The organism is Bacillus sp. REN3, from assembly GCF_017912555.1.
Taxonomy (GTDB): Bacteria; Bacillota; Bacilli; order Bacillales; family Cytobacillaceae; genus Mesobacillus.
In genome coordinates, this window is the sequence record NZ_JAERSD010000011.1 from 1 (window position 1) to 19,772 (window position 19,772).

A 19,772-nucleotide genomic window follows, 5' to 3' on the forward strand; every position below is an offset into this window, starting at 1 on the left:
GCAGGACACTGAAAGGCTCCGGCGAATTCGCCCACGCACGAAGGAAATGCATTAGCATTTTCGAGGAGTCAGTCCCTCCCGTTCCATTAAAAACAACATTCAGCTTTAACACAGCCTTTGTAAAAGTAAGGGGAAAGCGACCCAGTGCGTGTCACCCATCAGGGGCACAAGTGAAAGTAACAATGGAACAGGCGCCACAAACAGAGCGGCAACGATAGATTGCATCTAAAATCGAAAGATAGAATGATTGAAGACACCGCCGGGAGCGCCCGTTAAAAAAGGGATGAAAGAGATTGACCAATCATCCGTTCAGAAACCGAGGCATGAAGCTCCGACGAGAAACCGGCAATAGTCATAGGCTGTATGTGTAAATGTGGTAATCCCCGTCTGTATTAATGGGATGGATCCCCGTCCACTTTTTAAGCCACTTGAAACAACATCGTCACAATAAAACAGAGTGATTTTCAGAGTTGAAGAAAACCGGTGCAAAAACCGCGCCAATTTCACCACAATCTAGCAAATCCGATAGTAAGAGATGCTAAATGCAACCCCTCTTGTCGGCTATTTTGCTTTTAATAAAGGAATAAAATTTGAATTTCGATAGAATACAAGTGTAATATTTGGTATATTTAAGAAAATAAGGGAGGGAATAGGAGGCGTTTTTGCTATATGTTAGTTCAAATTAATTGGCCAGTTATTTTAATCATGCTGGGGATTTTAGCTTTGTTTGTATATGGAATCTACAAGTTGATTGCTATGATAATAAATAGTCAAAAGTAAAGATGGGCATTGTAAATGAGTTGGTCAACATAGAAGGAGGCCATTGAACAGTCGTTGTCCGTTTTGAATATAACATTGTAGATAGATGGTCTGAAGATGCGAATTGGTCTGCTATTTACAGTGTTATTTGTATTTGTCTCTCCAAAGACGGAACCCTTTAGGCAAAATGGCTGAGGGCTATTTTTTCCTCTGCAGAATAAATAACGCCAATCCCCTGTTGAAGAATGCGCCACAATTCGCACTGTGGTCATTTTCTTGTTCGATATAACATCATGAAAGGAACAGGACTGTTACAATGAGTTTAAGTAGATAACTTGGCAGGTGATTTCCATGACAGGCTGGGAACAGATAATGGTAGGGACCGAAAGGGGAACCTTCGAGATTTTTGTAAAAGGGGAAGGCGATCCAGTGTGTGTCACCCATCATTATTCGGAATACAACGAGAGTGGGGATTATTTCGCAGATGTGTTCACTGAGAGGAACAAGGTATTTCTCGTAAATCTAAAGGGGGCAGGAAATACGGATGCTGAGCGTGAACCACATGAATTGAGCTTGGTGGATGCGATATATGACCTTGAAGCTATAAGGAATAAGCTGGGCTTTCCAATGTGGATATTTGCTGGACACTCGACGGGCGGAATGATTGGCGTGCTGTATGGCATCCATTTTTCTCCGTCGCTGAAAAAGTTGATCCTCGTCGGGACTGCTGCCAGGGAATATACTACTTCATCCAGTAGCTGCATCTATCACAAAGAACATCCGAGTTTTGAACAGATGCAGGAATTAATCGAGCGATTGAAACAGGATGACCTTACCGGCAAGGAACGAAAGCGGTTATCGCGGGAACGGATGCAGCTATCTTTATGCAGGCCGGAAAAGTTTGAAGAGTATTTTTCAAAAAAGATTGTAAAGACAATGTCCGTGAGACGACTGAATTTCTTTGCTAGGGAGCAGTTGATTTTCGATGTGACGCGGCAGCTTGGCAACCTCACTGCAAAGACGCTCATCCTCTGCGGGCTCCATGACGTCCAGTGCCCTGTCCAATTTTCACTTGAAATGCACAATTTGATTCCCGATTCGGAGCTATACATTTTCGAGGAGAGCAATCATTATCCTTTTTTGGAGCAGCCTGAGGAATTCAGAAAGGTGATATTTAATAGAATATAATTTATTCACGCTGACACGATTTTGGAAAAGTGTGGCTGCAAATGTCGTGTGGCTGAGTTGACCGTGCAGACAAATGTGATAAGAAATACCGTACGGTTGCCATGTCATCCGTGGCCGGCTTGATGAAAAAAGTGATTACCATGGAGTCGTTATCTATAATTCAGCTAGTTATTGGCTCAACATGAACGCATCTGCGGTTCCATATCTGTCCTTTGCTGTCATATAATAGAAGGAAAGATAGGCAGTATTGGCAATTAGGTGAGGGGAGGGTCAGGCTTGAAAGAGAAAAAGTGGTGGAGGATGTTGAGAATCCTTTCTTTTGGGATTACGGTTATCTTCCTGATATATTGGTATAACCTGCGCAAAAAATCCGATAACGAGTGGGAAGAACTATGGAGTGCCATTGGGCGCCGATTCCGGAATCTGTTGTTTGAACTTGAGGGCTTATTGATAAAAGTTGGCCAAATGCTCAGCATACGCCGGAATCTATTCCCGGAAGGGTTCATCGGCCAAATACAAGATCTTGTCGATCATGTCCCACCTTCACCATGGCCGGAAATCCAGCAAGTGCTGGAGCGTGAATGGAAGGGGCCCATACAGGAAAAACTTGAGTCGATTGAAACAAAAGCAGTGGCTTCGGCGTCGATTGGCGAAGTATACCGGGCAAAGATGAAAGATGGGACTACAGTAGCAATCAAGGTGAAGCGGCCAACAATCAAAGCGATCATGAAAACAGATTTTCGGTCCTTGGCCATCGTCCTCTGGCTGGTCAGGCACTTAGCGCCGATACCTAAAGGTTTTATCAACTTTCAGCTATTATTTGACGAACTGAAGCTGGTGATTGAGCGGGAATTGGATTTTATCGCAGAATTGGAGACGATCAATCGGTTCCGTACACGGTTTGAATCCGTTGACAGGCTCAAGATTCCCAAGGTTTATCCGGAGCTTTCTACGGCTAGTGTGCTGGTGATGGAATGGGTTGAAGGGGAAAGGATAACGAACACCGAGTTTCTGGATCAGTCGGGCATTGACCGGGGGGAATTGGCAGAGCGGCTTATGCGTCTTTTTATGCCCCAGTGGCTCGAACCTGGGGTATTCCATGCCGACCCGCATGCCGGAAATGTCCTGATAGATGGGAATGGTACCATCATCCTGCTTGATTTCGGCATGGTAGGGGAAATTTCAAAAAATGACGCAGCCAGATTCCAGAAACTTGTGCACGCAGTGTTGCTGAATGATTACGCACAGGCAGTCGGTGTCCTGGGAGAACTGGGATTCCTGTTACCGGGGGCTGATGTCAAAAAAGTGGAAACGTTGCTTGAGGAAGCAATCACATTTGACCTTGAGGAATATAAGAATAAAGATTTGTTCGAGGTGAAAAAGGAAATCACCGAGATTATCAAGTCCCTTCCCATCCAGGTACCGACCCGCTTTATCTTTCTCGGGCGTTCTGTCGGGACAATGGAAGGCATCCTTCAGACGGTCAATCCTGGTCGGGACATATTGGAGATTGCCAAGCCGGTATTCAAGGATTGGCTGAATCAAAGCGGCAACGGCGCGAAATGGCGATGGATTATGAACTGGGTCTCTGCACAGCCTTTTTTTCAGACGGTCCATTCCTTGTTGGGTCTCCTGCATCTGCCGGAACAGCTAGCTGAACAGCAAGAAACGCTGCAGAAAAGGGAGTTTCATTTCTCCCTATATGAAAATCGGAAGAAACACTCCGGGTTTACAGCGATTGCTGGCATGGCAGGCCTTTATGCTGGCATTTATTTGCAGGATATTGTCCTTTGGGGACCATCCACCGTCATCACCGGCCTGGCAATCATTATTTATGCCAATGCCTCAAGGAAACAAAAAAAGTGGATGAAGGCAATTGGCTATCAAAATGAACGATGATAGCGTCGCCACTAACAGTGACATCGTTTCAGGGTACCTGTGTACCTGTCCTGGCACACGACGTAGCAGGGAAGTCCAGGGATTTTATCGGTAGCGGCACCTAATGCAAGAACCGTTTTCAGGGACTGCGATGCATATGTTAATCCCATAGTCTTTCGTCTCCGGCAGGGTGACGTCGGTATGGGCAACCAGGGATGTTGATTGTTAATTGACACCTAAAAAGCAGGTTCAGTGTGAACCTGCTTTTTCTGATGTTATCTAGAGTTTCTAGTCACTGGGATATCGACCATTGACAGCAATCCTGTTTGTTCGCAGGAGCTTAGTGCTTTTGCGCTGTTAATGGCAATCGCTGCAGTAGCTGTGTCTCCGAATATGCCATTTGGTATGACCAGTTCCACCTTTTCTTCGCCCTTATAGACAATCCGGTCTTCCTGGACGATACCAGCCGCCATTGTAAGTTCAAGGACAACTTCTTTTCCGTCTTTTGTATAGCCTTTTGATATTTGATGCTGTCCGCATACATCCCCGATTTCAACGCTGCAAAGGGCGAGATCCATTTTGCTTTCCGCAAGCACCGGTTCAATCATGTTATCGACGCTGCCAAGCTCAAGGCCCAATGCGTGGGCGACCATCCGCAATGATTCTTCAAGCCCGACATGGCCAATTTTGTTTTCGGTAGCCAACTGGTTAAATGCATCTTTTGTCATGCCGACGCCGACTTTCTTTTGCAAAGGAATCCTCCTTTTCGAGACATCGACTTTTCTGGTAATGTTAATGCTCGAAAATTCGTTAGTGACGGAAGAAAGAAAAACAGGCAAGCTGTCCATAATGAATCCGGGATTGACTCCTGTTCCCAATACCGCGAGATTCTTCTTGCGCGCATACTGGTCGATTTCTTTAGCTAGTTGAGGGTAGCGGTGCCATGGGAACGAAAGCTGTTCACAAGTCGAGACGACGGAATATCCATGGTCAAGCAGCTCCCTGATCTGCGGCCAGACAGCTTTAAGATTGGAGCCTGTCGCATGAATTGCTACCTTACGGCTCTTTGGCTCATCCGCTCTTTTTTTCAGACCGGAAGTAACCGAAATGCCATGAGGCCTAGTTCCTATCAAGTCCCCAATATCCTTTCCTACTTTATCAGGATCGATATCTATCGCTCCGAGAATATTCGCTCCATGATTCAACACACTTTTTTTCAGGATTTGTATTCCGATCGGACCGAGTCCAAACAGTAACAAATCCAGCTTTTCATTAGTTGTTTTTTTTGCGATGGTCTCCAGCATTGGCTTACCACTCCTTGTTATTTGGCTGTTTTCATTCTCCATCGTACCAGCCGGCTTTCAGAAGGGGAAATACACAATTCTTATATACTTATAATTTGAGCTTATCAATCCTTTTCCAACGTCATATCCCTGATCAGTTCGACCGACTGTTTTGTCACGAGCGGGATATAGGAAGATTCCTTCCAGATGACGGAAATGGAGCTTGATAGCTGCTGTCCTTTTATTGTCAATGCTTTGATGCCAAATGACTGGATGAGATAGAACATGTCCCGCGGCATAATCGTAATGCCAAGATTGTTTGAAACCAGATTGGCAATCGTCAATATCTCGGGCCCGCCCCCGATGCTGTTCGGCACAAACCCTGCCGTCCGGCAGGCGTGTTCAAGAAGGGAATAGAGGGAGGGAGAAGCCTCCTTGTCATAATGGATAAATGTCTCATTTCTCATATTATATAAATCCACAGATTGCGCTGAACCAGCCACGTGTCCCTCAGAGACGATCACTTCAAGCGGGAAACGTGTGAATTCGATCATTTTCAAGCCGCTGTCCGTTATCTGCCTTGTATCCAGGGGTGTCCGTATGAAAGCAAGATGGCATTTTTCATTTTGGACCAGCTCGATTCCCTGCGTTGATGGTACCTCCTGGAGGAAAAACTCCAGTTCGGGAATCGTTTTGCGAAGCTCCTTCAAAAGCGCAGGAACCCAGTTGCTTGCGGCAGACGGAACTGAGGCAATTTTGATAACGGCTTTTGGGATCCGTTGATTTTGTTTAATGTCCCTGATGATCGAATCGATATGTTCAAAAGAAGGGGAGAGACGCTGGAATAAGTATTCACCTTCCTCCGTAAGTGTGACTTTCCGTGTCGAACGGTTCAACAGCTTAAAGCCGAGTTCGTTTTCCAGGCCGGAGATTTGCTGGCTCAGACCCGGCTGGGAGATATGGAGGTTTTTCGAAGCCTTGCTGAAATTCAGGCTTCGGGCAATCTCTAAAAAATAACGGAATGCTAATAAATTCATGAGGTCCACCTTCATTGGAAATTTTTGTATAAACTTTTTTAAGAACAGGGAAGGATACGGAAACCGGCCGACTCTGAAATAAAAAAACACTGATTTATAAATCATAATTATAAATGGGTCTCTGGAAACTATCAAATTTATGAATGATTGCTGCTCCAGCGAAATAAATAGGGAAAATAAACCTCCCATTGCAAGCACCCCCAATTACATCGATTTCATACGTGAAAGAGTTTTTGAATTTAAAACGCGGCTTTAAATTGACTAAAATTTCTGTAAACGTGTATAATTAATCACGAACATATATTCGTGAAGGAGGGCTTTTCATGTATTGCTTAGCCATTTTGAAAGATAAGAGACAGGGAGAGTTGAAAACTGACTTGCTCCAGCATCATGTGAATTATTTGAAAGAATTGAGTTCTATGGGGCATCTGGTAATGTGCGGTCCATATGTTAATAACGATGGTGCGATGATGATCTTTAATTGTGAAAGCCTGGACCATGTGAGGAAATTGCTTGCCAATGACCCATTCATCGCGGAAAAATACTATCAAGCCTATGAAATAAATGAATTTTTGCCAGCAAATGATGAAAATAACTGGTTAATGGACATACCCCAGACCAAGGGGAATTTAGTGGAATGAGATTTGCTGTCAAGCTTGCTGTACAGGATGAGTCCCATAAGATCATTGATTTCTTGAAGGAAACCGCGCAGTGGTTGAAGGAGAAAGGGATCAAACAGTGGAGTTTCCTTCTGCACGGGGGGGAAGATGAAGAAATCAAGAGGGCAATCGAAAATCAGGCTACCTACATCGTTTTAAATGAAGGAGGGATGATTGCGACCTTTACGCTTTCCAGGGATAAAAGTGACTGGGACAAGCATATTTGGGGGGAACAGGACGAATTTGGTTCTCTCTATCTACATAGATTAGCAATAAAGCCATCGTATATGAAAAATGGACTGGGAAGGGATTTATTGACCTGGATCGAAACGAATTTCAAGTGCCAGGCCGGCTACTTGAAGCTTGATTGTGTGGCAGACAACAAAAAATTGAATCATTTTTACCGCGAACATGGTTTCCGGCTTGTTGGCTGCAATGACGGACATAACCAATATGAAAAAAAGCTTTGTCAGGGATAAGATGATTTGACAGGCACCTTTACTTTGATGGTCCGGGGTTCAAGTAAGATGATGAAGGAGAATCCATAAACTTGTAAATAATCTGTCATCTTATCTTCATGCATGCTGCATATTCTTTGTTATGCTCGACATAGAGCAGACAGAAACATTCTGCGTGCAATTGATTGCTTTTACACGAAATGAGCTGCAATTAAGAAGAGGAGATGCGATATGAAAAAGGTGCTTGTCATCGGCGGTACTTCCTATGATTCAATCATTTATGTGGAAAAACTGCCATTGCCTCATCCGCAGACCATCCATTCTGTCCCATTCAATGAAACGGTCGGTTCGACAGGTGCGGGTAAGGCGTTGAATCTGACCAAACTGAAGGTGCCGACTACCTTGCATTCGATCATTGGAAATGATGAGTATGGGGCGAAGATCAGGAGGAAGCTGGATGAAGCCGGCGTAGATTTTGTTTATGACCATGATCCGAAGGGGACTGAGAGACACATCAATCTTATGAGTGACCGTGGGGAGCGGATTTCGTTTTTTGTGACCCGGTCATCTGCCGAGCTGCACCTGAACCTGAAAAGGATTGAGCAGCTGATCAAGGACGCTGATTTGATTGTCCTCAATATCGTTCCTTATTCAAAGCACCTTATTCCGCTTATAAAAAAATACGGCAAACCGGTATGGACTGATTTGCACGATTATGATCCTGGGAACCCGTATCATGAAGATTTCATTTATTTGGCGGATTACATATTTTTCAATTCCGATCACATACCTGAGTACCGGGCTGTCATGGAGAAGTGGATGAACATGGGCAAGGGATTAGTTGTCTGTACCCATGGGGAATCAGGTTCAACTGCTTTGATGAACGATGGCCGATGGATCGAAACGCCGGCCATCGACGCTTTTCATTGCAAGGATGCAAGTGGCGCAGGTGATAGCTTTTTCTCAGGCTTTTTATATGGTTTTTTAACAGGAAAGGATACCGAAGAATCTCTTAAGCTGGGAACGATTTGTGCAGGTCTCTGTATCTCCTGCAAAGAGCTGGTTTATGAAGGACTGAGCGGGGCCTTGCTTGAAATGGAATATGGTATTTATTTTGATTAACTTGATGGATTCCAACAAGCAGCTGTTTAGGGTGAGGACTGAGACAATAAGCGATATCACCCCCGTTAGATTCCATATTCTTCTCCCCGATGAATGTTTGATTTAAAAATGACAAGGATCATCCTGGAAAAAAATTAAATCTAAATCAAGAGAGGCTCAGGAATGAATCGACGAAATTTTATGAAAGCGGTTGCTGCAGGAATCATTTCAGGGTTGGCTCTCGGATTTTTCTTGAAAATGGCTGAGAGCCTTACCGGGATGAAGGTCTACACCCTGCTGTTAAACGTTGACTATGTACCGGTCCTCAATAGGTTCAGACTGCCTGAATGGGGAGAGTTTTCGCTCCATTTGGCGATTTCGGTTTTGTTAAGCATTGTGCTCTATTTTTATCAGAGGAAATATAGTTTATCTGCAGGCTGGGTTGTGAAAATCAGTTTAGCCATTGGGCTGCTGCTCTATCCGACGACTTTACTTTCAGAGCGTACTCCTGGGATATTCAGTGGCTATGCTTTTTTTCTCTGGATGACCGGGCACGGAATTTTCGGAATAATTCTGGGATGGCTATTGAAAAAGCCTTCAGAACAGAAAGCCTGAAGACTTTTTTTCATTATTGGCTCCGGTACAGCAAATCCGAAAGCAAATACACACCTACGGGAGGAATGGCGCCTGTGTAGATGGGCGGTCCGGTCAATCGCGAATCCGAGGCTGCAATCCAGTTCCCGAATTCCCCGGGCATCTCGGATGATGGCTTCATCGTGAACTTTCCGGAAAGAACAAAATGACGGACTCTGATTGCTGCATCATCATAGATTGCCATCTGGCCGGCAAAAATGGCATACGGTGATTCAAAGGTGAGTTGTTTCCTGTTTTCATCCCAGGTTCCGATGATCGGCTGGTGGGTATTGCGAAAACTGACAGTGCCAGTGACCGAATTGCCCGAAACGGACTGGATGTTCAGGATCCCTCTGATAATTGGCCTTTCACCAATGTCAGCGTCAATTCCCCAACGTGATGGAAACGGCAAACTGATTGCCTGGTTCTGTCTCGTCTGCACATCAATCCCTCCTTCATTGCATTATTCAAATGCCTAGTATCCAGTCTATGCTCCTATGTGTAAAAAGGGGAATGGAACAAATGTGTCAAGATAGAGCACAAACGGCTGCTGGGAATGGAACAAATGTGTCAAGATAGAGCACAAACGGCTGCTGGGAATGGAACAAATATGTCAAGATAGAGCCCAAACGGCTGATGGGAAGGGGAACTAAAATGGCGAGATAGTGCCCAAACAGCTGCTGGCAAAGGCAGGATGAGCACAAAGATGGCGAGATAGAGCCCAAACGGTTGATGGCAGAAGGAGAATGGACGAGTGCTTTGTAAAAGCAGATTAGGTAAGTGGAATACTCCGCAGCTAAGCAAGGAACAAACCGGCCATCCGAAATGGCCGGCTGCTTCTATCGCATTTGATCCTCTTCTAGATACGGAACAGGTTCTCAGAAGGGGAATGAGGATAGTTACTCTGACTGATCTTCGTATTCATTAGATCTGTCCTACGAGGATACTTTCAGGTTTTCAGCTGTTTTTTCAGGGATTTTTTTACCGGCAAGATAGATACCACCCAGGATGAAGACTAGCCCAGTTATAAGACTGAAATGGATTTCCTCATTTAGCATCGTCGATCCCCAGATGATTCCACTGACAGGAATGAGATAGGTAACCATCGTCGCGATTTCCGGTCCTCCGTTTTGAACGAGGAAGTAAAAAAGGATGTAGGCAATTCCTGACCCCAGGATGCCAAGTCCTGCCCAAGCTGCAAGTGTCGTGAGATTATACAAACCTGTTAAGGTAATCTTTTCAGTTGCCAATGCGGCACCCCCGCTACCTGCCATACAGCAAAGTAAAGTTCCAAAGGTAACCTGGTACATTGACAATCTTTCCGATAGTCGCTTGGATAGATAGGAACCAATCGCATAAAACAGTGAAGCCAGGATCATGCCGAAGAATCCCAATAAGTCTACGGAAACAACAGATCCGGGTTCAAGGCCAAGCAAGATAACGAGGCCAAAAATTGCTGTGCCCATGCCAAGCAGCTTGTACCGATCCGTTTTGCTATTGAAGAATAGAAGCCCGACAACGATTGCCCATAATGGGGTTGTCGCATTCAGTACAGAAGCGAAGCTGCTCGTCAGCCTTGTCTCGCTGAAGCCAATGATGGCCCAGGGAATCGCAGTATTGATCAGTGCCATGATTGTCATTGGCAGCCAGGGAATCTTTTTTAGTCCGAATTCTTTCCCGGTAAGGAGCATGATAGCACTGATTGTTAACAAGCCGAGTGAAGAGCGGAGAAATGCGATTGTCCAAGGCCCAAAATCCTCAAGCAGGATTTTGATGAAATAGTAAGAGCCGCCCCATATAAGGCTGAGTAAAACGAGCGTTAAAATAAGGATCCGATTCATTAGATACCTGCTTTCTTTTTAATGTCTTCTCCAGGAAAATTCCCGGTTTTACAGTAGAGGTTCCTTCATAAGGAATGACGAAAATAATTGATGCAGCTCCTTGATGATGACATCCTGGTATTCTGTACCAGCTTTGTAAATGGCGGCAATTTCCCTCCGCTTATGAAAGACTTTTTCCTGATATCCTGCTGCGTTGCGGTCCGGGTTCTCTTTCCGGAATTCGTCCATGAATTTCTGGATATAGGCTGGCCGTGCTCCCCATTTGCCAAGTACATTCCCATTTGGATCAAGATACACTGCGATTGGCTGGTTCCGGCCGCCGTCTGTCAAAAATAAATCCATGGTCTCCAGGTGTTCTTCCATTAATAATATTTCAGTCGGAATCTGGCTTCTTTCATTCGCGTGCAATAAAACCGGTACATTCCATATGACATCGGGGCACCAATCCGTACAAAGGATGAGGCTGTATAAGCTGTTCCTGTTTTTAAAAGCGTCAAAGAAATTTTTTTCTTCCTTGTTTTCCCACGTGAATACAGTGTACCAGTGTATGAGCTCTTCCTGGTTTCTCGTCATGCCTCCGATGAATTGCTGTGGGGTGATCCCTGTTCCGATTTTATGCTGTAAATTCAACTGCTTATTCATTGCGCACATCTCCCTTTTTCAATGGTTGTTGGAAATACATTACAAATATATAATTTAATTGACCATTTAAAAATGGACAGTTTTTATAAATTATAAAAGACAGGTTGGAGTGATGTCCGTGTTTGAAATTTTATTAGCCACGGAGGAACAGAACGATGCCCCGCTTTATTTGCAAATTTACAAGCAATTCAGGACTCAAATCAGAAATGGGAATATTTCTGATGGCTCACGGCTCCCGTCAATCCGATCTCTTCAATCACAGTTGAATATAAGCAAAACACCAATTGAAACTGCTTACCAGATGTTAATTGCAGAAGGGTATGTGATCAGCAAGGATCGTTCCGGGTTATATGCGGTTAACACGGAAGAGAGTCCTCCGCTGGTAAAGCAGAGGAATTCACGGAGGGACAGCCCCGGCTCATTGCTCCTCGGATTGCAAACGGCAAAGAAAACCTGGAAGATTGATTTTGATCCTTCTGCAGTAGATAAGGAAATGTTTCCGATTCGAATTTGGAAGAAGACCTTGAATCATATACTGGAAGACTTTTTCAGAAGCATCGGGGAATACGGTGACATGCAGGGGGAAGCCTCCTTGCGGGCAGAACTGGCCACATATCTGAGGAATTCCCGGGGAGTGATCTGTTCACCTGGACAAATCATCATTGGATCGGGGATTTCCTACAGCATTGGTATTCTTTCGAAATTATTAACCGATGTGAAGTTGGTTGGCATGGAGGAGCCCGGATTCGAGCCGGTACGGGAACAGTTCCGGCTGAATGATTTTGAGGTCGTACCGATTCCAATCCAAGATGGTCCGTTTCCGGTTGAGAAATTGGACGAGAGCAAAGCCCAAATGGTCTATGTGACACCATCACACCAGTTTCCGACCGGGAAGGTCATGCCTTATGCTGAGAGAGAACAGCTTCTGAATTGGGCGTACAGCAAACAGGGCTATATCGTGGAGGATGATTATGATGGAGAGTTCCGTTACATCGGCAAACCCATCCCTTCCTTGCAAAGCCTGGACCAGCACGGAAGGGTCATTTATATTGGAACGTTCTCCAAGGCGTTTTCACCGGCATTCCGGATGAATTATATGGTCTTGCCGATGGAGTTGGCAGAGAAGCTGGAAACGATCCGCCATTTACTGGCTTGCCCATCAAGGGTCGATCAATGGGCCATGAGCAGCTTTATCGAACAGGGGCATTGGTACCGCCACATTCGCAGGATGCGCAATGTCTACAGGAAAAAGCATCGCAGATTAATTGAATTGATCCAAGTTCACTTTAATGAAAAGTGTATCATTACTGGACATAGCGCCGGACTTCATATCCAGTTAACAGTCCGTACAAAATTGAGCGCTGCGGAATTGTTGCAGCTGGCCAAAGAAAGGGAAGTCAAAGTTTATGATTTCCGGCAAATGTGGATAAAAGAAAAACCTGCTGAATATCCAAATATCTATTTAGGCTTCGGAGGAATCAGTGAAGAGGAGATGGAAACAGGGATCTTGCTGTTGAAAGAAGCTTGGTCTGGCATTCTAGATTGACCCCGTCTCCAGGCCATGATGTTTGACCAGCAGATGAAGCTTATCCATAAGGGCATCTTTTAGTTCTGCTGGTTCTTCTATCCTTGCATGCTCACCAAGTGAAAGGAGATACTCTGCAAAGAAGCTGAGATCCTGTTGAGCGATCAGGCCTTTAACGGTACCTGTTCCATCGGGATATTGATGCAGACACGTATTCGGCCATTGGACAGCATGATATTTTTCTACTCCGGCTGCTGTAAGAGCCACCTTCAGTTCAAGAGAACCCTTTTTGTGACTTTCGACTGAAAAACGATTCGTTAATGTTATTTCAGAAAGATCAATCGGATTGGTATTGCTATCAATCTCAACATCTGTGATCCGGTCGCATCTGAATACCCGGTAATCTTTCCTTGAAAAACAATAGGCCGGGCAATACCAGCTTCCTTCTTTGGCATAAATCCCGATTGGCTGGATGGAACGTTCGCTTTGCCTTCCTCTGGTGTCGTATTGGATCAGGAGGACTTCGTGATGAATCGAAGCATGCAGAAGCTGTTTTAAAAACGGAATATCCTTACGCTGATGGCTTGCCAAGAAATCGATTTTATCCAACATTAAATCGATCATGTCTCTTAAACTGCCGCACAAGTTCAGGTAAAACTTCTTTTTTATCGATTCGTATTCGGTATCGAAAGGCAGGGAAATATAATGTCTTAAGGCATGAATCGCAAAAAAAACGGCAATGGCTTCATCCTCGCTGAACGCAAAAGCTGGAAGAATCCGCTCATTCAATACCTGGTAGCCTCCTTGAGGGCCCACTTCTGAATATAACGGGACTCCCATTTCGCTTAATTCCTGGAGGTCGCGCAAAATCGTCCTCTTTGACACCCCGAATTCCTGCGCTAACTCACCAACAGTAAATCTGCGTTTCCGATTCACCATCATGATCATTTCGTTCAATCTTTTTGCCTTTGACATACCAACCTCCGGTTAAATATGACATATTTTGTCACTATTGTAAGCTATGATGGTGAAAAGAACAATAAAGGAGAATTAAATCATGAACAGTCCCATTCGAAAATTCTTTTTGTCCAGTGGCCTTACTTTATCTTATCTTGATTTTGGCGGTGACCATGAAAAAACCATGCTGATGCTGCATGGCCATTTTGGAAACGCTCGGACATTTTCCGAGGTCGCAATTAAATTCGGAGATTGGCGGGTCGTTGCACTGGATCAGCGCGGGCATGGATGGAGCGAGCACCCAGACGATAAAGATTTTTCACGTGATAGCTACTTGGAGGACATCTTTTCTTTCATTCAAAATGAACTCGGCGGGAAAAGCGTAACGCTGCTTGGCCACTCGTTGGGAGGGGTGAATGCCTACCAATTTGCAGCGCGTTATCCAGAGCTTGTTGATGCTGTGATTGTCGAAGATGTCGGAGTAGAAATCCAGGCAGACCTTTCTTTTATCGAAAAGCTCCCTGCAAGGTGCGAGTCATTAAGAAAATTGAAACAATCCCTGTTGGATGTTGGACTAAGGAGCGTTGATTATTTCCTGGAAAGTGCATTCGAAGATGAACAAGGATGGGGGTTACGCTTCGATCGAGCAGGCATGGCCGTCTCCCAGCAGAAAGTAAATGGGGATTGGTGGGCTGATTGGCTCGCAACATCCTGTCCGATCTTGCTTATTCATGGAATGAAAAGTATTTTCTTGGACACACAACAGGCCAAAAAGATGGCAGCAATCAGACCCAATACCCAGCTTGTCTTATTCGAGGATTGTGGACACGATGTCCATTTTCACGATCTCGAGGGTTTTTGCTCATCAATCAAAACCTTTCTTGGCAATCGCTCTTGACTGAATGATTGACGATTTTAATTACAAACTGGTTGCTCGTAAACTGAGTAGTTCGGTTTTTAGGTAGAAACATAGAAATAATGCTGACTAGCAGACCAAATCGCCTTTGATCTGGATTCTGCAATTCTTTTCATAGGCTGTTTTCGAAAACTTTGCTTTTTAAATAAATGGTTGATTTACACTTCATGCTGCTCGCTTTCAGAGCGGAGTGAGTTGAGCCTCCTCGGCGCAAATGCGCCTGTAGGGGCCCAACTTTCCAGCTGATCCTGCGGAGTCTCGCACCTTCCGTTCCGATCAATGTTTTTTCCTTGAAATTGATTCAGAAACCAACAATTTTTTAGAAAACAGCCTTTTCATATCAACGATCATAAAGTTGATAAAACACAAATCAGAACACGAAATCACAACCCAAATCACTTCATGGCTATAGCCGTTGTCATCGTGGTAATAAATACCTTGAATGTGGTGTCATTGGTTTTGTTCGTTTTGATAATAAAAGGTATTTGTAATTTTTTGTTAAATTCTATTTAGCATTGGGCTGCATTAAACAAAACGGGGAGTATAAAAAAGTATTGGCAATATGATAGTGTGCGCGTTATTATTTAGGAGTGGGTATCAATCCCTATCAGGTGAAAAAGGAGTTTTCTTGATGATCATTCAATACATTCGTTATAGGTAGAACAAGGTATAGACTACTTTCGAATCCAACTCATATTTTTTAAGAATATGATGTGGGTTTATTTGTCTATGCCTTTTTCATTTATCTAAAAACGAATGAATGAGGTGACTTCTTTGTTTAAAAAAAATAAAAGAATTGAAAGTGCAAATTATGTAAGGAATTATGAAGGCCTTTTTGCTTGCCCAATGTGTCAATCTTCTATGAAGGTTTTAGAATCGAAAAGTTTAGTCTGTTCAAACCATCATACGTTTGATTTTGCCAAGCAAGGTTATATTAACTTTACATCTAACTCGATAACGAAATACACCAAGGAACTTTTTGAAGCAAGAAGGAAACTCATTACTGAAGGTGGCTTTTATAAACCATTAAGCAACGCAATTGCAAAAGCTATAAATGATCATGTTGAAAAGGAAAAAGAAACAATATTTATACTGGATGCGGGTTGTGGCGAGGGTTCACACCTTTCAACTATTTGCGATATTGTTAGTCCTGACTTTTTTAAAAATGTAACAGGAGCAGGAATAGACATTTCCAAAGAAGGTATCATGATGGCTTCCAAGAACTGCTCTAACAAGATTTGGGCTGTGGCTGACCTTGTAAACACACCATTTAGGAATGAACAGTTCGATGTAATTCTTAATATCCTATCTCCTTCGAATTATGCCGAATTTAATAGATTGTTGAAATCAGATGGTTTAGTAATTAAGATTGTACCTCAAAGTGGTTATTTAAAGGAGTTAAGAGAATGCCTTTTTCATAAACCAGAAAAACAGAGTTATTCTAATGCAGAAACTGTGGAGAGATTTATTGAAAATTTTCTGTTTATAGATTCTTTAAGGTTAAGTTATACGATAGACCTTAACAAATCTTCACTTCAAAGTTTGGTTGAAATGACTCCTTTAACCTGGACAGCAACAAAGGAACGAGTAAATTCTTTTCTAAATAAGGATTCAGCTCAAATAACTGTTGATTTGGAGATCCTAATTGGTAAAAGAGCATTTAAATAATAGAGATAATAACAAACATGAAGACAGTCTCATGCTGAGCAACCTTCATGTTTGTTATTCAACTTCCTCAATTTAATACGGTGGTCTCACGAATGCGGGCTATAAAGTTGCTTTAGTTGAAGAAGACATCAACAAAACAGATCGCTTGGATTGCTATTTGAACGGTTTTTCATGGTGCTAAACATGTTATTTCATCTGTATTTATAACATTTTCGATTTATTTCCTAGTAAATGCCACTGTCTCTCAGATAGGGGGCAGCAGATGGGGGAAAGAGGGAACTAAAAGATTTTTTAAAAAAGGAATTTAGTTTGCTGCGGGCGAACATTAGAAATAGTGCGCTTCAATCTGTAAAAAAGAAGGATATCACAAGTAGAAGCAATCAAAAAATCTATTACAAGGGGATAAAATGGACAATTTAACAGAAAAGTTAGGGGATTTAAAAGCTCTGGAGGGACCTTTCCCCTCATTTGATTTAGAACATCTGCCGGATCACCCGTATCCGCTATTTGCGGAATGGTTCGACTCTGTACTTGCTTACAAAGTGAAGGAACCCCATGCGATGACGTTATCGACAGTGGATGAGAATGGTGTTCCGGATGCCCGGGTCCTGATCCTGAAGGATGCAGATGAACACGGCTGGTATTTCGCTTCAAGTTCACAAAGCCGGAAAGGAAAGCAAATTCAGGAAAACCCCGCTGCGTCATTGACGTTTTACTGGCCAGTAATCGGCAGGCAAGTCAGGATCAGGGGGATGGTAAGAAAAATGGATGCAGAGAGAAGCGCTTCTGACTTTTTAGCGCGGGGGAAGGTTGCGCGGGCAACAGCACTTGCAGGAAGACAGAGCGATTTAATGGAAACGCGGGAGGAAATTGATGCAGCCTTATCAAAGCAATTGATGGAACTGGATTCCGATCCAGGACTCATTTACCCTTTCTGGACTTTGTACCGTCTGGAAGCGAACGAAGTTGAGTTTTGGCAGGGAGATGAAGGGCGCAAACACCATAGGGTGCGATACACCTCTTTAAACAACGAATGGTTAAAAGATTTATTATGGCCATAAGCCTTTTTTAGTGGAAATTACTGAAATTCGTACTTTAAAGGGTTGAAGTTTTCTAAATCATTTGATAAGATTAAAAAAACCTAAAGGCTATGTGTGACTGGCGAAACACGGAGTACCGTGAGGGAGCACATAGTGTCGAAGCCGTTCGCCTGGGCAGAGGTAAGGGATTCCAATCCCTTGCCTCTTTCTGTTTATTTCGCTGGACACCTTTATGAAAAAACGGAGGGGAAAGAAAAAATGAACACATTTGTCCTGGACAGAGTTAAAACGATCAAGACGTTGAACCAGATTGCTGAAAGCGGGCTGAAGGTCTTTGATAAAGAACATTTCGCGATTGACAATGAAAGTGAAAATCCCGATGCCATCATCGTCCGCAGTTTCAATATGCATTCACTGGAATTTGGCGACCGGTTGAAAGCTATTGCCCGCGCAGGAGCCGGTGTGAATAATATCCCTGTGAAAAAATGCACAGAGCAAGGGATAGCTGTTTTCAATACACCAGGTGCTAATGCCAATGCAGTAAAGGAAATGGTTTTGACCTCTCTGATGGCTTCTTCACGCAACCTTTTTGCCGGAGTGCAATGGACAAAGGCATTGGCTGGCAAGGGGGAAGATATCCCAAAGCTTGTAGAGGCAGGAAAAAAACAATTTGTTGGAAAAGAAGTCAAGGGCAAAACCCTGGGCGTGATTGGGCTTGGAGCGATCGGTGCCCTTGTGGCCAATGATGCGTTATCCCTTGATATGGATGTGATTGGTTTCGATCCGTTCATTTCCGTAGACACAGCCTGGAACCTTTCACGCAGCGTCCAGCGTGCCATGACGATCGAACAGCTATTCGCTGAAGCTGATTACATTACCGTGCATGTGCCGCTGACGGATGATACGAAAGGAATGTTCAACAAGCAAACATTCAACCTTATGAAAGAAGGAGTTCATATCTTAAACTTCTCACGGGGAGAACTCGTCAATGAAACGGATATGGCAGCAGCACTTGAGAGTGGTCTTGTTGGCAAGTATATCACGGACTTTCCGAATGAAAATGTCCTTAAGATGAAAAATGCAGTTCCAATTCCGCACCTTGGCGCGTCAACAAAAGAATCAGAGGAAAATTGTGCTTTCATGGCATCACGCCAGTTGAAAATCTTTTTGGAAACAGGGAACATCCAAAATTCAGTCAACTTCCCAAATGCTTCTCTTCCTTATACAGGGAAGCGGAGAATAACGGCTTTTCATGAAAATATCCCAAATATGGTTGGCCAGATCACTCAGGCCATTTCAGGCTACAATTTGAACATCGCTGACATGCTGAACAGAAGCCGCGGAGATTTTGCTTATACGATGATCGATATAGACAACAAGATAAATGGAGAAACCGTTCCTGGTCTGATTGAGAGAATCAATGAGATTGATGGCATCGTCAGGACCCGGGTCATTTAATTTAAGTTTTTAGCCGAATCTTTACCGATTCGGCTTTTTTACATAAGGATCATAATGGGATGGACAGGATGAAAGAAACCAACAATCGAGTGGACATCGGCTGTTTTCTTAAGGATTGTTGCTGATAGCATACAAAAGGGGTTATTAGCTATTTTATGGAAAATTAAATGCTGATTTTAAATGAAACTGAAACATTGTGATAAATAAAACGTATGTAGGTATAAGGGAGGGGGATTGATGAAAAGAGTATTGTCTATATTGTTATTTTTATTAGTTCCATTGATAATTTTGGGCTGTAGTCAAAAAGAGGTAAAATTTGACCATACCGAACTTAAAGAAGAATTAAAAAAGGAAGGTATTTCTCTAAAGTTACCAACAAGATTTCCCATAACCATAATAGAGTACGAACGAGTTAATCCGCCTCACGAAACAAATATAAACGAGGTGATTTTTAAAGGGGAGAAAGGGATGCAGTTTTCATTGACTGTTCAACCATCCCCAGTTGAATATCACGACCTTCAAAGCAAAGAGAATGTAATGGTTAATGGGAATGACGGTTTCTTTATAGAGGGTCCTGGACCATCAATCCATTGGACAGATGGCGATTACCATTACATCTTGACAAACTATACTGACGAAAAAGAGACCAAGCAAATGATGGTTGCAATTGCAGAGTCATTTAAGTAAAAATACGGGAGTCACAGTTGCATAACAAAGTACAGCCGCTTC

General features: G+C 43.5%; 18 protein-coding genes and 1 riboswitch. Of the genes, 12 read left to right on the top strand and 6 right to left on the bottom strand.

All coding sequences use genetic code 11. The features are described 5' to 3' along the window. Window positions 1–1,110: 1,110 nt before the first annotated feature. Window positions 1,111–1,947, top strand: a complete 837-nt coding sequence (locus JJQ88_RS11210; RefSeq protein WP_210365988.1) for an alpha/beta fold hydrolase — start codon at window positions 1,111–1,113, stop codon at window positions 1,945–1,947. Window positions 1,948–2,223: 276 nt separating this feature from the next. Then, window positions 2,224–3,846, top strand: a complete 1,623-nt coding sequence (locus JJQ88_RS11215; protein ID WP_210365989.1) for an ABC1 kinase family protein — start codon at window positions 2,224–2,226, stop codon at window positions 3,844–3,846. 254 nt (window positions 3,847–4,100) lie between these two features. On the opposite strand, the gene JJQ88_RS11220 is transcribed toward JJQ88_RS11215, so the two are convergent. Both JJQ88_RS11220 and JJQ88_RS11225 read right to left on the bottom strand, forming a co-directional pair. After that, window positions 4,101–5,129: an NAD(P)H-dependent amine dehydrogenase family protein gene (locus JJQ88_RS11220; protein WP_210365990.1), complete on the bottom strand. Its 1,029-nt coding sequence runs from the start codon at window positions 5,127–5,129 to the stop codon at window positions 4,101–4,103. Window positions 5,130–5,233: 104 nt separating this feature from the next. Next, window positions 5,234–6,145, bottom strand: a complete 912-nt coding sequence (locus JJQ88_RS11225) for a LysR family transcriptional regulator (protein ID WP_210365991.1) — start codon at window positions 6,143–6,145, stop codon at window positions 5,234–5,236. Between the two features lie 323 nt (window positions 6,146–6,468). Between JJQ88_RS11225 and JJQ88_RS11230 the strand changes: the two genes are divergently transcribed. The 4 genes from JJQ88_RS11230 (at window position 6,469) to JJQ88_RS11245 (ending at window position 8,978) form a co-directional block, all read left to right on the top strand. Further along, on the top strand, window positions 6,469–6,786 hold the full coding sequence (locus tag JJQ88_RS11230; protein WP_210365992.1) for a YciI family protein: 318 nt from the start codon (window positions 6,469–6,471) through the stop codon (window positions 6,784–6,786). Next, window positions 6,783–7,283 (top strand): GNAT family N-acetyltransferase, encoded by a 501-nt coding sequence (locus tag JJQ88_RS11235; protein ID WP_210365993.1) that lies wholly within the window; start codon window positions 6,783–6,785, stop codon window positions 7,281–7,283. Before JJQ88_RS11230 ends, JJQ88_RS11235 begins: the two co-directional genes overlap by 4 nt. Before the next feature lie 210 nt (window positions 7,284–7,493). Then, on the top strand, window positions 7,494–8,384 hold the full coding sequence (locus JJQ88_RS11240; protein WP_210365994.1) for a carbohydrate kinase family protein: 891 nt from the start codon (window positions 7,494–7,496) through the stop codon (window positions 8,382–8,384). Between the two features lie 162 nt (window positions 8,385–8,546). Then, a complete protein-coding gene (locus JJQ88_RS11245) occupies window positions 8,547–8,978 on the top strand; it encodes a hypothetical protein (RefSeq protein ID WP_210365995.1) in 432 nt (143 codons plus the stop codon). A gap of 13 nt (window positions 8,979–8,991) precedes the next feature. Here JJQ88_RS11245 and JJQ88_RS11250 read toward each other — a convergent pair whose 3' ends face one another. The 3 genes from JJQ88_RS11250 to JJQ88_RS11260 all read right to left on the bottom strand — a co-directional run bounded on the left by JJQ88_RS11250 (window position 8,992) and on the right by JJQ88_RS11260 (window position 11,479). Then, entirely contained in the window at window positions 8,992–9,438 is a 447-nt protein-coding gene (locus JJQ88_RS11250; RefSeq protein ID WP_210365996.1) for a hypothetical protein, read from the bottom strand. 493 nt (window positions 9,439–9,931) lie between these two features. Continuing rightward, a complete protein-coding gene (locus tag JJQ88_RS11255; RefSeq protein ID WP_210365997.1) occupies window positions 9,932–10,837 on the bottom strand; it encodes a DMT family transporter in 906 nt (301 codons plus the stop codon). A 48-nt stretch (window positions 10,838–10,885) separates the two neighbouring features. Next, window positions 10,886–11,479 carry a thioredoxin family protein gene (locus tag JJQ88_RS11260; protein ID WP_210365998.1) on the bottom strand — a complete coding sequence of 198 codons (594 nt, stop codon included), beginning with the start codon at window positions 11,477–11,479 and terminating at the stop codon, window positions 10,886–10,888. A gap of 118 nt (window positions 11,480–11,597) precedes the next feature. Here JJQ88_RS11260 and pdxR point away from each other — a divergent pair, with 118 nt between their 5' ends. Then, complete coding sequence (gene pdxR, locus JJQ88_RS11265; RefSeq protein WP_210365999.1) at window positions 11,598–13,025, top strand: MocR-like pyridoxine biosynthesis transcription factor PdxR; 1,428 nt, start codon at window positions 11,598–11,600, stop codon at window positions 13,023–13,025. On the opposite strand, the gene JJQ88_RS11270 is transcribed toward pdxR, so the two are convergent. After that, complete coding sequence (locus JJQ88_RS11270; protein WP_210366000.1) at window positions 13,017–13,979, bottom strand: helix-turn-helix transcriptional regulator; 963 nt, start codon at window positions 13,977–13,979, stop codon at window positions 13,017–13,019. The genes pdxR and JJQ88_RS11270 overlap by 9 nt on opposite strands. 82 nt (window positions 13,980–14,061) lie before the next feature. On the opposite strand from JJQ88_RS11270, the gene JJQ88_RS11275 reads away from it, so the two are divergent. From JJQ88_RS11275 to JJQ88_RS11295, 5 genes are all read left to right on the top strand, one after another. Further along, window positions 14,062–14,859: an alpha/beta fold hydrolase gene (locus tag JJQ88_RS11275; RefSeq protein WP_210366001.1), complete on the top strand. Its 798-nt coding sequence runs from the start codon at window positions 14,062–14,064 to the stop codon at window positions 14,857–14,859. A 792-nt stretch (window positions 14,860–15,651) separates the two neighbouring features. Then, window positions 15,652–16,545: a putative RNA methyltransferase gene (locus JJQ88_RS11280; protein WP_246861096.1), complete on the top strand. Its 894-nt coding sequence runs from the start codon at window positions 15,652–15,654 to the stop codon at window positions 16,543–16,545. A gap of 407 nt (window positions 16,546–16,952) precedes the next feature. After that, window positions 16,953–17,606: a pyridoxine/pyridoxamine 5'-phosphate oxidase gene (locus JJQ88_RS11285; protein ID WP_210366003.1), complete on the top strand. Its 654-nt coding sequence runs from the start codon at window positions 16,953–16,955 to the stop codon at window positions 17,604–17,606. Window positions 17,607–17,689: 83 nt separating this feature from the next. Then, window positions 17,690–17,768: riboswitch (ZMP/ZTP riboswitch) on the top strand. Window positions 17,769–17,843: 75 nt separating this feature from the next. Beyond that, on the top strand, window positions 17,844–19,043 hold the full coding sequence (locus tag JJQ88_RS11290; RefSeq protein ID WP_210366004.1) for a phosphoglycerate dehydrogenase: 1,200 nt from the start codon (window positions 17,844–17,846) through the stop codon (window positions 19,041–19,043). Between the two features lie 237 nt (window positions 19,044–19,280). Further along, on the top strand, window positions 19,281–19,730 hold the full coding sequence (locus tag JJQ88_RS11295) for a hypothetical protein (protein WP_210366005.1): 450 nt from the start codon (window positions 19,281–19,283) through the stop codon (window positions 19,728–19,730). The last annotated feature ends 42 nt before the right edge of the window (window positions 19,731–19,772 follow it).